The following is a 13609-nucleotide window of genomic DNA, read 5'->3' on the forward strand; positions in this document are numbered from 1 at the left end:
ATCGAATCATGCGATTCGATGAATTATCCGGTATTAGCCCCGGTTTCCCGGAGTTATCCCAGTCTTACAGGCAGGTTGCCCACGTGTTACTCACCCGTCCGCCGCTCGTTCCACAAACGTCCTCCCGAAGGATTCTGTCTGCTTCCCGCGCTCGACTTGCATGTATTAGGCACGCCGCCAGCGTTCGTCCTGAGCCAGGATCAAACTCTCCATAAAAGTTTGATTGGCTTAATGTCCTTAAGTTTTATTTCCCAATCGAAAAATAAAACGGAATTGACTACAGGCTATTTTGTTTAGTTTTCAAGGTTCAAAGTCCGTCGCCTCAAAATGGCGACTTTATTAATATACCAAACTCTCAAACAAATGTCAATGCTTTTTTGTTTTATAAGAATTTGTTGAATGCGCGCTGTTTCTTAACGCGACGATTAATAATGTAACATGTTTTCACCTAAATGACAACAGTTTTTTTGAAAACAATTTTTAAATCATTTCGTTCGCGCTTTTTAGCGACAGGGAATAATATAGCATGCATGAAACATATTAGTCAATAGTATTATTAAAACCGCTATCTATATTATGTGCAAATCGTTTTAAATGTTCCACCTTTATTTAACCGAATAATTCCCTATTACAAGTCAGTTCGATTTGCATAACTAAATATATTACGCAAAAACCGTACCGTCAACATGAATCGGTACGGTAAATATATCCAATATTAATCTTTGACTAAATACTGTCGATGATATATGTTCTGACCTTTTGTTTCTACTGCTTTCGTTTCAACAATCCTCCGTTCCACTAAATATTCAAGTAGTATAGATAAGTCTAAAGTATAGTATTGAGTTTCTGGATGGACTTTTAATTCACCAAATGACCATGGTTCATTTTTTTCTCGCATAATATTAAGGAGATGTTCCGCCCCGCGTTCGGCCCTGGAATGGATAGCAAAATCACTGGCCAAGAGCATAAGCTGAATTCGTTTCTCCGGTGGTTCCTCACTTTCCATTAACTCTTCATATAATTTATAGACTTCAGGATCAAACCTTTTGACTTGATTCCAAACCGTGACTTCCGGATGTAAGCCTTTCTCTAAAACTGCCACACGAGCTAAATAATGTAATGACCTTACCATTAAGCTGTTAGCATCTAAGTAATGTTTGGCTGCGAATAAATCCTTACACTCACGATAAGTACGAATTAGTTTTGCGAATTCAACACATTTTCTTAACTGACGTGTTATTTCTGGAAACTCTCTTAGTTTTTCTCTTAAATGACTTAAATATTCATTTCGATCGAATACAATTTTTCCATTGATTAGCCAATCAATTACTTTACGATACCCACTTGTTTCAATCCATTGACCAAGTAAATCTTCTCGAACAATATGCATAGCAGCTGTTTTATCTTCATATTCATAATGTTTAACATACCAGTCCTCTTCTGCTTCACGAACAACGATTAATAAAATAACATCAAAGCTATCTGTAACCGGACTGTTATGATGTAGTTTCTCATATACTAAAACACCGAGTGTATTTGGTTGGCTTGCACGCTCTTGATAAATTGGGCGTAACAGATTTTCCATCACGTCTTCCTCCCTATAACTATCTCAAATGATTAATTCTACATAAATCATGAATTTCCTTTTTTCTTCACATACATCCTTCTGAAAATATGCTATAATTCTAAAGAAATGACAAGTCTTTAGGCGAAGTCAGAAACATAATGCACCTTTTAAAGGTAGGGTAAAATTTTATGCTTTCTATGAAACATATTAGGGAGGTGCCCTTTATTGTCACTTAAATATAGTAATAAAATTAATAAGATTAGAACAATCGCCCTTTCATTAATTTTCGCTGGTATGATTATTATGTATATAGGGTTATTATTCAAAAATTATGAATGGGTTATGGTCCTGTTCATGTTTTTAGGTTTAATAGCGATTGCACTTAGTACCGTTATATACTTTTGGATTGGAATGTTATCAACGCGTGCTATACAGGTTGTATGTCCTGAGTGTGAAAAACCAACTAAGGTTCTGGGACGTGTTGATGCTTGCATGCATTGTAAACAACCTTTAACGTTAGATCGCAATTTAGAAGGAAAAGAGTTTGATGAGAAATACAATTCAAAAAAATATTGGAAGGAACAAGAGAAGACAAATGACTAATGAATTCCCTGCTCCAGCGCAGGGAATTTTTATGTTTTTAATTAAAAAATCAAATAAAAAAGCCACATCACCACTTGGCGATGCGACACAATTTAATGAATTATTAATGACTTGTTTGTAGTTTCGTTTGGCATTCATCACACGTACCGTAAACCTCCATACGGTGATGACTAACATCGAAGCCTGTAACTTGCTCTGCTAATTGTTCAACCTCATCTAAAGTAGGATAATGAAAGTCAACAATTTTTCCACATGAGTCACAAATTATATGGTAATGTTTTGATGTATTACAATCAAAACGACTTGATGAATCACCATAAGTTAACTCTCGAACTAAACCAATTTCTTGAAAAACGCGCAGGTTATTATAAACTGTTGCAACACTCATGTTTGGAAATTTACCTTCAAGTGCTTTATAAATATCATCTGCGGTAGGATGGTTCATCGTATGCATGAGATACTCAAGCACTGCATGACGCTGGGGAGTAATTCTAACACCCGAATTTTTCAATTGAGCTAAGGCTTCTTGTAATTTCTGTTCTGACACCGTCATGCACCTCTCTTTCAACTTATAAAATTATTAAATAAGAATTCTTATAATTAGTTTAATTCTTCGGAAACCTGTTTGTCAATGTATATGGATGTCACGGAAAATTATACCTCTGTATTTAATGGTAGTTCTTCTCCGTTTAATTCTTTATTAACAAAACGTGCAGCTACAAATAAGTAGTCTGATAAGCGGTTCAGATACTGTAACACTAAATCATTTTCTAAGTCTTCAATCGCAACCGCCATACGTTCCGCTCTCCTTACAATCGTTCTTGCAACATGTAGTGAAGCTGCTGCCGGATGGCCGGATGGCAATATGAAATTTTTAAGTTCATCTAGTGATGCATCCCACTCATCAATTTGTTCCTCTAAATCATCAATATGCTCTTGCTTTAATTTCCAAGCGACTTCTTTACCACTAGGTGTTGCTAATTCTGCACCCACATGAAATAAGATCGTTTGGACTTTGTGCAAAGCATCCATGACTGATTTTTTTCCGTCCCAGTTGGTTTGACTTAAATAACTCAACGCCATCCCAATCGAAGAATTAGCTTCATCACAAGTACCGTATGCTTCGACGCGAATATCGTTCTTGTTAACACGTTTACCATAAATAAGTGACGTTTTTCCTTTATCCCCTGACCTTGTATAGATACGCACGACTAGTACCCCCTCTTTGGATCAATCACATTAAGTTCCGGTTTCTCACCTTTTAAAAACTGATCTAAATTTTGTTCAAAGATGTTCAGTGCTCGCGGCATATAGTTACTGGTAATAGATGAATTATGTGGTGTAATCGTGACATTTTCTAAATCCCATAACGGGCTGTTTTCATCAAGTGGTTCTTGTTCAAACACATCGAGAATCGCGTGGCGAATCTGATGGTTTTTAAGTGCGTCAATCATATCTTCTTCAACAACCGTTATGCCACGCCCCATATTAAGAAAAACAGCGTCACCTTTCATTTTGATAAAATGTTCTTTTGTTATCATTTTTTCAGTATCTGGCGTTGCTGGTAAAACATTAATAACAAAATCAGCTTTAGGAAGTAAATCCATTAGCTCCTCATTTTTATAGCATGTATCGAAATACGCTTTCAATTCCCCTGTTCTCGAAACACCAATCGTTTCCATATTAAAGGCTTTCGCAAGACGTGCTGTTTCTTGTCCAATAGCACCCGTTCCGAGAATGAGCATAGTTTTACCTGTAATTTCTTCAATTTTAACTTTCCGATTCCAAACATGTTGCTTCTGATACTCTTTTGATGTCGGTAAATTACGGTAGACTTGTAGTAACATTGCGATGACATATTCAGACATCTGAATCGTATGAATACCTCTCGCATTGGTCACTAATATATTCTTCTCAATGATCTTTTCAAACGGCATTTGGTCTAACCCGGCTGACATCACCATAATCCATTTCAGATTTTCTGCTTGATTGATATGTTCATTTGTTAAATCTTCACCATATGTAATGATAATATCGGCTTTCGGCATATAAGGTTCAGCCTCTGTAATCGGATATTTAAACTGAAAAGTTAATGACGGATATTTTTCTTTCAATTGATGTCTTAGCTCTTCTTTCATTTTTAACGTCACTAATACGTTCATGTCTTTCACCTCTTTTTAAAGGATATAAATGCTACTTCGCCTCTGTTTTCTTTAAAAACTGACCAAGGTTAAAACCCAGGTCAGTTTCAGTCATCATGTTTATAGGTTTTCTTTAATAAAGTCAAGTGCCTCTTCAACGTGATCTTCAACTTTAACTTTTCGCCACTCTTTAACTAGATTACCATCTTTATCGATAATAAAAGTAGAACGTTCTATACCGTAGTATTCTTTCCCAAAGTTCTTTTTAAACTTCCATACATCAAAGTCCTCAGCAACTTTATGATCCTCATCTGCTAATAATAAGAAGGGTAAGTCGTGTTTATCAATGAATTTTTCATGACGGTCAACTGGGTCTGGACTAACCCCTAAAATAACCGCGTCAAGTTCTTCAAAGCTTTTATGATTATCTCTGAAATCACACGCTTCTGTTGTACAACCTGGCGTCATATCTTTAGGATAAAAGTATAACACCACATGCTTCCCTCGAAAATCCGATAAACTCACTTGTTCTCCGTTACTAGCTGTTAATGTGAAATCAGGTGCTTGTTTTCCTACTTCAACTGTCATGACTACATTCCTCCTTAACAATAATCTACTTTAAGATTATCGAAGATTGAAGCTAAAGACAAATTATTTTATTAATTTATATAGAAATGCAGCTGGTAGTAAATAACCAATTGCAGCCTCTACTAATGAGACAAATCGCGCGACACCAACAGGATAAATATCACCGTAACCAACTGTCATTAACGTGACGCCACTGAAATAAAATGACCGCAGAAAACGATCTAACGATGCGCCATACTGGAGTGACATATCTGATAGGACCGTGAAACCAATTCGGGACATTAAAAAATAGATCAAGGCAAAGCCAACCATTAAAATCGCATAAATAATTAAAAATGAAATGAATAGCTCTTTCGAAAAAGCGTTTCGCATCCTAGTATTATGTTTTAAAAAGGTATAAATACTGGAGATAACGATGATTGCTACAAACGCTACACTGAATAACTTCATTTGACCACCATTTTCTTATTTTTGCTATTATTAATTTTTATGACAAACATGTCCACTTCATGTAAAAATGTGTCTCGATGTTATGTTAAAATGGGACTGAATTTAAGACTGGAGGAATGTTGACATGAACCGAGAAACATCTGAAGAACTCTATCAAGAGGCACAAGATTACATAGTCGGCGGGGTTAATTCACCTTCCCGTGCATATAAGGGAGTTGGTGGAGGCACGCCTGTTTTTATGGATAAAGCGAAAGGGGCACACTTTTGGGATGTTGATGGTAATCCATACATTGATTACCTAGGAGCATACGGGCCAATTATTACCGGACATGCCCATCCACATATCGCTGAAGCTATTTCTCATGCTGCATATAACGGCGTCTTATATGGAACACCGACTAAATTAGAAAACCGCTTCGCAAAAATGCTAAAGGATGCCATTCCATCACTTGAAAAAGTTCGTTTTGTGAACTCAGGTACTGAAGCTGTTATGACAACGATTCGAGTGGCACGCGCTTATACGAACCGCTCCAAAATCATCAAATTTGCGGGCTGTTACCATGGACACTCCGATTTAGTACTTGTGGCAGCTGGCTCCGGACCTTCGACACTTGGTACTCCTGATTCTGCGGGTGTCCCAGCTAGTATCGCACAAGAAGTCATTACAATTCCATTTAATGAAACTAAACCACTTGAAGAAGCACTCGAAAAGTACGGTGACGATGTTGCAGCGGTGTTAGTCGAGCCAATTGTTGGGAACTTCGGAATTGTTGAACCTAAGCCTGGCTTTTTAGAAAAAGTTAAAGAATTAACTCATCAAAATGACAGCTTACTCATTTTTGATGAAGTTATTACAGCCTTCCGCTTCCATTATGGCTCTGCACAAGAATTAACGGGTGTAACAGCTGATATGACAGCAATGGGCAAAATCATCGGTGGCGGTCTTCCAATAGGCGCTTACGGTGGACGTGTCGACATTATGGAACAGGTTGCACCGCTTGGACCTGCCTATCAAGCAGGGACGATGGCTGGTAATCCAGCATCAATGGCAGCCGGTATCGCTTGTTTAGAAGTTTTACAAGATCAAGGCGTTTATGACGAAATGGACCGATTAGGACACTTACTTGAAGAGGGGATTTTATCGCGAGCATCTAAACATGATATTCCTGTTTCCATTAACCGACTTAAAGGTGCTTTAACGCTATACTTTACGGATGAGAAAGTCACAAATTATGAACAGGCAGAAAATACAGATGGTGAGAAATTTGCACAGTTCTTTAAATTAATGCTTGATCAAGGTATTAATTTAGCACCGTCTAAATATGAAGCATGGTTCCTTACAACAGCACATACTGAAAAAGATATTCAAGATACATTAGAAGCCGTTGACCGAGCTTTTAGCAAAATGAAATAAATGTTTATCCAAAGCAGACTCATTTTAGTCTGCTTTTTCTATATGGACTGTCAGGGGTTTTGGGGTAGCTAGAGCTAGAGTTGCATTTATACAGTTAAGCTAAAATATTAAATCTTTCAAAAAATTTTAAAAAAGTAGTTGTAATTTTCAAAATACTTCTGTAAAATAAAGATAATTCAATTTAATGGATTACCCCTTATCAAGGAATTCATGTTATGAAACTCCCTTCCTTTCTGGTTATTCCAGATGCCTTTGCAAAATTGCAAAGGTTTTTTTATTTTCAGTACCCTTATAGGTTTTCTGATACAATGAACTTAAATCTAATGGATTGGAGGATGGTCATCATGAAACTCGGGGCAAGGGCATTTAAAACTGGACTAGCAACAGCCATAGCGCTTTATGTTGCAAGTGCATTTGGATTTAAAGCGGGCGTATTCGCTGCCGCCATTGCAGCCGTATCCTCCATTCAACCGTCCATTTACCGGTCGATTCAGACGATTATTGAGCAGGTTCAAGCTAATGTAATTGGCGCAACCTTAGCGATTTTCTTAGTTTTAACAGTTGGTAATGAACCCTTTTTAATCGGTTTTGGTATTATTATCGTTATCGGAATGTGTATGTTATTTAAAATGAAAGAAGATACAACCTTTATTGCGATTATTGCTGTTATTGCGATTATGGAAGCCCCTCAGGATCCATTTTTAGAGTATGCAGGTATACGTTTCACTTCAATTTTAATTGGTATCGTATCAGCGTTCGTTGTCAACTTAGCATTTCTTCCACCGAAATACGAAACACGTCTATTCGAACGGTTAACAAATACGACGAATGACATTTTACAATGGATTCGTGTCACGACTAGACATTTATCAGATCAACCCGCATTAAAAAAGGAAATTGAACGTTTGAATGAAGATATTACGAGACTGGATCAAACGTACTTACTTTTTTCAGAAGAACGTATATATTCAAGAAGAAAAGGCTACAGGCGGGCAAGGAAGCTCGTCCTATTTAGACAGCTCATTCATACAACTAAAAAAGCTTTCAATGTCTTACAAAACTTACATCGACTTGACTATGAAATTGAACATTTTAACAAAGACATAAATGCTCAAATCATTGTTGAGGTCGATAAAACACTTCACACCCACGAAAAGCTAATTTTAATGTATTCAGGGAGAATTCGAAAACAAGAGACTTATCCCGTTGATCAGTTAAGTAAACCTAAAATTCCAGATTTGGTGAATCAACTGATGAATGAATATGATGATAAAGAAAGAGACCGAATGAAATTTCTCCCTTTAGCTTCCAATTTAATGGAATATCACAATGAATTAGTTCATCTAAGAAAACTATTAACAAGTTATTTAAACAGTCAATAAGGCTCCCACGAACAAACGTGAGAGCCTTTTTTATTAAAGATAAGGCACTCCTTCCAATAAGAGTGCCTTACTATACAGTCTTTTTTAAAATAGTTAATTTCTACTTAAACCTCCAATGAGATACTCGAAACCTTAATACATCTTCAACTCTTCTTTTTTCGAATCAAGCTCTTGGACTTGGAATAAGTTATAATACAACTCTTTTCTACGCATGAGTTCGTCATGCGTTCCTTCCTCTTTTATTTCACCGTTATTCACAAGAACAATTCGGTCTGCATGTGTAATGGTTGATAAACGGTGGGCGACAATAAATGTCGTGCGATTATTAGCTAATTTTTCTAACGCTTCTTGGATAAGGTGTTCACTTTCTAAATCCAGCGCAGATGTCGCTTCATCAAAAATTAATAATGGTGGATTTTTCAAGAATACTCGTGCAATTGCGACGCGTTGTTTTTGTCCGCCAGAAAGTTTAACCCCACGCTCACCGACTTCCGTTTCATAGCCATTCGGTAAATCCATAATAAAGTCGTGCGCATTAGCGGCCTTAGCGGCTTGAACAACTTCTTCATCCGTTGCATCTGGATTACCGATACGGATATTCATCGCAACACTGTCACTAAATAAAATATTGTCTTGTAATACCATTCCAATTTTATCTCTTAATGAACGAGCTTGAAGATCTCGAATGTCTTGCCCGTCAACTTTTACCTTGCCACTGGTTACATCATAAAACCTTGGAATGAGACTAACGAGTGTTGACTTTCCTCCACCACTCATACCTACCAGTGCAACCGTCTCACCTTTTTTGATACTTAGATTAATATCTTTTAAAACCAACTCTTCTTCATCGTCATAGCGAAAAGAGACATTTTCAAAAGCGACATCGCCATGAACAGATTTTAATTCTTTAGCTCCCGGTCGATCAACAATGTCATATTCTTCATCTAATAGTTCAAACACACGATCCATCGATGCGTGAGATTGTGTTAGTAACGTAGACGAGTTCACGAGTCGACGCAATGGATTGTAAACGCGGTCCATATATCCAATGAACGCCACTAATGTACCTATCGACAAATTACCACCGATTGCTACATAGCCACCATATACAACAACTAATAGAGGTGCAATATCAGTAATCGTATGAGTGACGGCATAAGATTTAGCATTCCAGTTGGTAAAATTAATCGCACGGTCTAAATAATTCCCATTTCGTTTATTAAATGATTCCTGTTCATAATCCTCTAAAGCAAATCCGCGTGTGACTGGAACCCCTTGAACGCGCTCCGTTAAGTGTCCTTGAACTTCGGCTAATGCCTGGGAACGCTGTTTTGTTAAATTCCTCAATCTTGAATAAAAATATTTCACCGAGATGCCGTAAATTGGGAATAAGATAATGGCGACAATGGTTAACATCGGATCTAAAAACCACATAATACCTATTGCGATTAAAATAGTCACCATATCCAACCAAATATTCATGAGACCTGTTACGACAAAAGTCTTGGTTTGTTCGACATCATGTATTACCCGGGAAATAATTTCGCCAGTTTTCGTCTTAGAATAGAACTTTAAGCTGAGCTTTTGTATATGATCAAATAATTTGTCACGAATGTCATACAGAATTTTACTACTGACCCATTGTGCTAAATATTGTCTATAGTATTCAATCGGTGGTCGTAAAATAAAAAAGAGAAAGAATGATATCCCCATCACCCATAATAGTTTTGTCATTTTTTCATCTGTAGCCAAATCGGCATCAATGATGTCATCAATAACATATTTATAAATTAATGGCATTAATAATGGGATTCCGAATTTTAAAATCCCGACAAATATGGTGATGATTATTTTCCATTTATACGGTTTTACAAATTGTAAATAACGCTTGATACTGTCCAAACTTTCACCACTTTCAATCTCAAAAAACTATATTCTCCTCGCTGAAACGTCAATCACGGAAAAAACCTGTTGTTAGACAACAGGCGGTCAACTTGGAAGCGTTAAATATAATTCGTACCACTTATCAACGAATTCAGGGGAAAAAGGTCCCTTTCGTTGTTGTATCCAACGTTCCAATGTATGTAGTTGCTTATATAAGATCTTCTTTAACACATCAGGATAGTTCATTTGTTGCTGATGTTCATCAAACTCATCTTCATCTAATATCTTGTAGGTCATATCAGGAAAGACTTTTATATCTAAATCATAATCAATATACTTAAGTGCCTCCTCATCAATAACAAATGGTGAACTAATATTACAATAGAAATGAATACCATCATGACGAATCATACAGATAACGTTAAACCAGTAATTACTCGTAAAATATGTAATCGCAGGTTCTCGGGTCCGCCATGTTCGTCCGTCACTTTCCTTAACTAACACGTGATCATTTGCTCCAATTAGTAAATTAGATTGACTTTTTAGTACCATCGTTTCTTCCCAAATTCGATGAATATGACCATCGTGTTTATAGCTATGAATTTCGATGTTTTCACCAGCATTTGGTACTGCCATGCCCCTACCCTACTTTCATTTACCTCTACTTTTAGTATCGCCATTGTAACACAAGAAAATAAATTCAGCGATTATCTCGCATCATGTTTATTCTCTAGTTTAAAGAAGCACCCCTTAATGTAAGGAGTGCTTCTTATAATCCGGCTCACTTAAAAATGATTGTTATTGATTTTGTTGGTTTTGTTGATTCTTCTTCTGTTGAGATTGTTGGTTTTGGCGTTTTACTTCTTGTGGATCAGTCTCTGCAGCAAATTCCTGACCAAACTGTTGTTGTCCTTGGCCCTGTTGAGCTTGTTGGTTTTGCTGTCTTACCTTTTGTACGTTAGTACCTGCTTGACTCTGATTTGGCTGTTGTTGATTTTGTCTTTTAGCCATTTATATCACCTCCGCACTGATTAGACTAACCAAATCGTGCGAATTTATCCGAAATAACATAAGAAAATTGTCGATTAATGAATAAGTTTTTTTATCTTTTGCTGTATGTTTGGCATAGGGTATCGTTCTAGCTCTTCCAGCGTGACAAATTTCCCATCTCCATCAGACTTTTGACCGCCTTTTACAGAAGCATAAATGACATCAACTTCCCAAATAACGTGCGAAAAGACATGGCGAACTCTTTTACCTTGAGTGTAAATATTTATACTTAGACCATATTCTACTTCAAACCAATTGACTAATTCTTTTTGATCAAATTCTTCTTGTAAAACTATGGGGAACTCCCACATATTTGCCAATAACCCTTCATCAGGACGTTTTTGTATAAAAAATTTACCTTCATCATTTTTTAATACGAGGCCATAATAGGAAGAGACCTTTTGCTTTTTTTGTTTTGTCTTAACCGGTAAATCTTTTTGGTCACCATGTTCATAAGCTAAGCAATGCTGTTGAACTGGACAAGTTTCACATTCGGGGTTTTTCGGATGACAAACTAAAGCACCTAATTCCATTAGACCTTGATTAAAAGATGAAGGATCTTCATATGAAATGATTTCCTTTACGACTTCTTCAAACAATTTCTTGGTTTTAGGTTTCGCAATGTCTTCGTCAATATGTAAAATGCGTGATAAAACGCGCATGACATTACCATCAACAGCTGGTTCAGGGTGGTTAAAGGCAATGCTTAAGACAGCACCTAATGTATACGGACCAATCCCTTTTAATTGTTTTAATTCTTTTTTATCACTTGGAACTTGTGCATCATATTTTTCGACCACTTCTTTTACAGCTGTATGTAGATTTCGGGCTCGTGAATAATAGCCTAAGCCTTCCCAAGATTTTAAGACATTCTGTTCATCAGCCTCAGCTAATTCCTTTATGGTTGGATAACGTTCCATAAATTGATTAAAATAGGGGATAACCGTATCAACTTGTGTTTGCTGCAACATAATTTCAGATACCCAAATACGATAAGGGTCCTGATTTTCGCGCCACGGTAATAAGCGTTTATTCCCCTGATACCATGTTAATAGGTCGTGACGAAACGCTTCATCATTGAATAATAAAGGTATAGTAAAAGAAGTTTGTTCCATGACCATCACCTAACTTTGATTCGATTAATAAAAGGAGGAGCATAATTTGGATACTGCAACTCATATTACAATGGGAGTTGCTGTTGGTGGGTTAGCAACTGTTGATCCTGCTGTCCAACAAGACCCTAGCCTATTTCAAGCCGTGCTCATTGGTTCTATCATTGGTTCGCATGCTCCTGATTTTGACACTTTATTTAAATTTAAAGACAATGCAACGTATATTCGGCATCACCGGGGTATTTCACACTCTCCAATAGCAGTACTATTATGGAGTCTACTAGTATCAGGCTCAATATATCTCTTTTATTTAGACACTTCATTTTTACATTTATGGTTATGGGTTCTATTAGCAGTAATTCTTCATGTTTTTGTGGACATTTTTAATCCTTATGGAACTCAAGCCTTAAGGCCGTTTGTTAATAGGTGGATAGCAATTGGATTTATCAACACGTTTGATCCGTTTATTTTTAGTTTATATCTAGCCGGAATTATTGCATGGTTACTCGGTGCTAATCCACGTTACACTTTTTTAATCGTCCTTTTTGTCGTGGTACTCTATCATATAAAACGATATTTAGATAAGCGCGAAATCGTCAAAAAAATGAAGGACCATTTTGATCATGTCGAAAGAGTTGTTACACAGCCTACGATACGGCACAACATATGGCGAGTGGCTGTTATAACGAAGGAGTATTTCTTTGTCGCACGTTCTGAAAACGGTCATATTGAAATCAAGGACAAATTTGAACGAAAGCCTTTACCAGATACAGCAGAGATGAATGCTGCTTTACAGGATAAAAACGTTAAAGCCTTTATCAATTTCTCACCCGTATACCGGTATGAAATTGATCGATTTGACGATTATACTGAGATTCGTTTTATAGATTTACGATATCGCGCTAAAGGGCGCTATCCATTCGTGGCTGTCGTAGCCTTAGATAAATTTTATAACGTCATAACATCTTATACGGGCTGGGTATACTCCGAAGACAAATTACAAAAAAAATTAGAGCCTTTAACTTAAGGGCTCATTCAAAACTATCTTTTTAATAACCCAATTGGTAATGCTTCTTCGCCTTCTTTTAGAATGTTACCTTGTTGGTCTTTGCGTGTGCCCCAGGCGAAAACGCCTCTCATATAATCAATCTCGAACGTTTCTCCTGGAGCACCCTCTATTTCATAAACTTCTCCAGGTTTAAATTGACCGGGATCCATCGCATAGGACTTAGCCATTACCATTTTTCTTTGATAAACGGCATATTCATTAACCATTCCCATCTGTTCAGCTTTTCTTGCCTTTTCTGCAAGTTCAGCAACTTCCTGACGTAATTCCTCTACGGTATACTGACTGTATCGTCGTTGCATGGGAGTTATCTCCTTTCAATCTATGTACAGTACAAATTCTTTTATATTCT

At 36.9% G+C, this 13609-nt stretch carries 16 protein-coding genes and 1 rRNA gene; 5 read left to right on the top strand and 12 right to left on the bottom strand.

Annotated features, from left to right (window positions below; all coding sequences use genetic code 11):
• Positions 1-216 (bottom strand): 16S ribosomal RNA (locus BLP77_RS14915); the annotation flags it as partial.
• A 499-nt stretch (positions 217-715) separates the two neighbouring features.
• Entirely contained in the window at positions 716-1585 is an 870-nt protein-coding gene (locus BLP77_RS14920; protein WP_093857920.1) for a nucleotidyltransferase-like protein, read from the bottom strand.
• 207 nt (positions 1586-1792) lie between these two features.
• On the opposite strand from BLP77_RS14920, the gene BLP77_RS14925 reads away from it, so the two are divergent.
• Entirely contained in the window at positions 1793-2170 is a 378-nt protein-coding gene (locus BLP77_RS14925; protein ID WP_093857921.1) for a YgzB family protein, read from the top strand.
• A complete protein-coding gene (locus tag BLP77_RS16175; RefSeq protein WP_261753372.1) occupies positions 2163-2291 on the top strand; it encodes a hypothetical protein in 129 nt (42 codons plus the stop codon). The genes BLP77_RS14925 and BLP77_RS16175 overlap by 8 nt, the downstream gene beginning before the upstream one ends.
• Here BLP77_RS16175 and perR read toward each other — a convergent pair.
• The 5 genes from perR to BLP77_RS14950 form a co-directional block, all read right to left on the bottom strand.
• Complete coding sequence (gene perR, locus BLP77_RS14930; protein WP_093857922.1) at positions 2274-2723, bottom strand: peroxide-responsive transcriptional repressor PerR; 450 nt, start codon at positions 2721-2723, stop codon at positions 2274-2276. The two genes, BLP77_RS16175 and perR, sit on opposite strands and share 18 nt — an antisense overlap.
• Before the next feature lie 101 nt (positions 2724-2824).
• Positions 2825-3379 (bottom strand): cob(I)yrinic acid a,c-diamide adenosyltransferase, encoded by a 555-nt coding sequence (locus BLP77_RS14935; protein WP_093857923.1) that lies wholly within the window; start codon positions 3377-3379, stop codon positions 2825-2827.
• Between the two features lie 2 nt (positions 3380-3381).
• Complete coding sequence (locus tag BLP77_RS14940; protein ID WP_093857924.1) at positions 3382-4332, bottom strand: D-2-hydroxyacid dehydrogenase; 951 nt, start codon at positions 4330-4332, stop codon at positions 3382-3384.
• 99 nt (positions 4333-4431) lie between these two features.
• Positions 4432-4899, bottom strand: coding sequence for a thioredoxin-dependent thiol peroxidase (gene bcp / locus BLP77_RS14945; RefSeq protein WP_093857925.1), 468 nt, complete (start codon positions 4897-4899; stop codon positions 4432-4434).
• A gap of 63 nt (positions 4900-4962) precedes the next feature.
• On the bottom strand, positions 4963-5349 hold the full coding sequence (locus BLP77_RS14950) for an ion channel (RefSeq protein ID WP_093857926.1): 387 nt from the start codon (positions 5347-5349) through the stop codon (positions 4963-4965).
• A 124-nt stretch (positions 5350-5473) separates the two neighbouring features.
• Between BLP77_RS14950 and BLP77_RS14955 the strand changes: the two genes are divergently transcribed.
• Both BLP77_RS14955 and BLP77_RS14960 read left to right on the top strand, forming a co-directional pair.
• On the top strand, positions 5474-6763 hold the full coding sequence (locus BLP77_RS14955) for a glutamate-1-semialdehyde 2,1-aminomutase (RefSeq protein WP_093857927.1): 1290 nt from the start codon (positions 5474-5476) through the stop codon (positions 6761-6763).
• A 344-nt stretch (positions 6764-7107) separates the two neighbouring features.
• Positions 7108-8145: an FUSC family protein gene (locus BLP77_RS14960; protein WP_093857928.1), complete on the top strand. Its 1038-nt coding sequence runs from the start codon at positions 7108-7110 to the stop codon at positions 8143-8145.
• A 132-nt stretch (positions 8146-8277) separates the two neighbouring features.
• Here BLP77_RS14960 and BLP77_RS14965 read toward each other — a convergent pair whose 3' ends face one another.
• The 4 genes from BLP77_RS14965 to mutY all read right to left on the bottom strand — a co-directional run bounded on the left by BLP77_RS14965 (position 8278) and on the right by mutY (position 12194).
• Entirely contained in the window at positions 8278-10047 is a 1770-nt protein-coding gene (locus tag BLP77_RS14965; RefSeq protein ID WP_093857929.1) for an ABC transporter ATP-binding protein, read from the bottom strand.
• 87 nt (positions 10048-10134) lie between these two features.
• Complete coding sequence (gene ntdP / locus BLP77_RS14970; protein WP_093857930.1) at positions 10135-10665, bottom strand: nucleoside tri-diphosphate phosphatase; 531 nt, start codon at positions 10663-10665, stop codon at positions 10135-10137.
• A gap of 162 nt (positions 10666-10827) precedes the next feature.
• Positions 10828-11040 carry a gamma-type small acid-soluble spore protein gene (locus tag BLP77_RS14975; protein WP_093857931.1) on the bottom strand — a complete coding sequence of 71 codons (213 nt, stop codon included), beginning with the start codon at positions 11038-11040 and terminating at the stop codon, positions 10828-10830.
• Positions 11041-11114: 74 nt separating this feature from the next.
• Positions 11115-12194 carry an A/G-specific adenine glycosylase gene (mutY, locus tag BLP77_RS14980; protein ID WP_093857932.1) on the bottom strand — a complete coding sequence of 360 codons (1080 nt, stop codon included), beginning with the start codon at positions 12192-12194 and terminating at the stop codon, positions 11115-11117.
• Between the two features lie 46 nt (positions 12195-12240).
• Here mutY and BLP77_RS14985 point away from each other — a divergent pair, with 46 nt between their 5' ends.
• Positions 12241-13218 (top strand): metal-dependent hydrolase, encoded by a 978-nt coding sequence (locus tag BLP77_RS14985; RefSeq protein WP_093857933.1) that lies wholly within the window; start codon positions 12241-12243, stop codon positions 13216-13218.
• A gap of 14 nt (positions 13219-13232) precedes the next feature.
• Here BLP77_RS14985 and BLP77_RS14990 read toward each other — a convergent pair whose 3' ends face one another.
• Complete coding sequence (locus tag BLP77_RS14990) at positions 13233-13559, bottom strand: YfhH family protein (RefSeq protein WP_093857934.1); 327 nt, start codon at positions 13557-13559, stop codon at positions 13233-13235.
• Positions 13560-13609: the final 50 nt, after the last annotated feature.

Source organism: Tenuibacillus multivorans (assembly GCF_900103915.1).
Taxonomy (GTDB): Bacteria; Bacillota; Bacilli; order Bacillales; family Alkalibacillaceae; genus Tenuibacillus; species Tenuibacillus multivorans.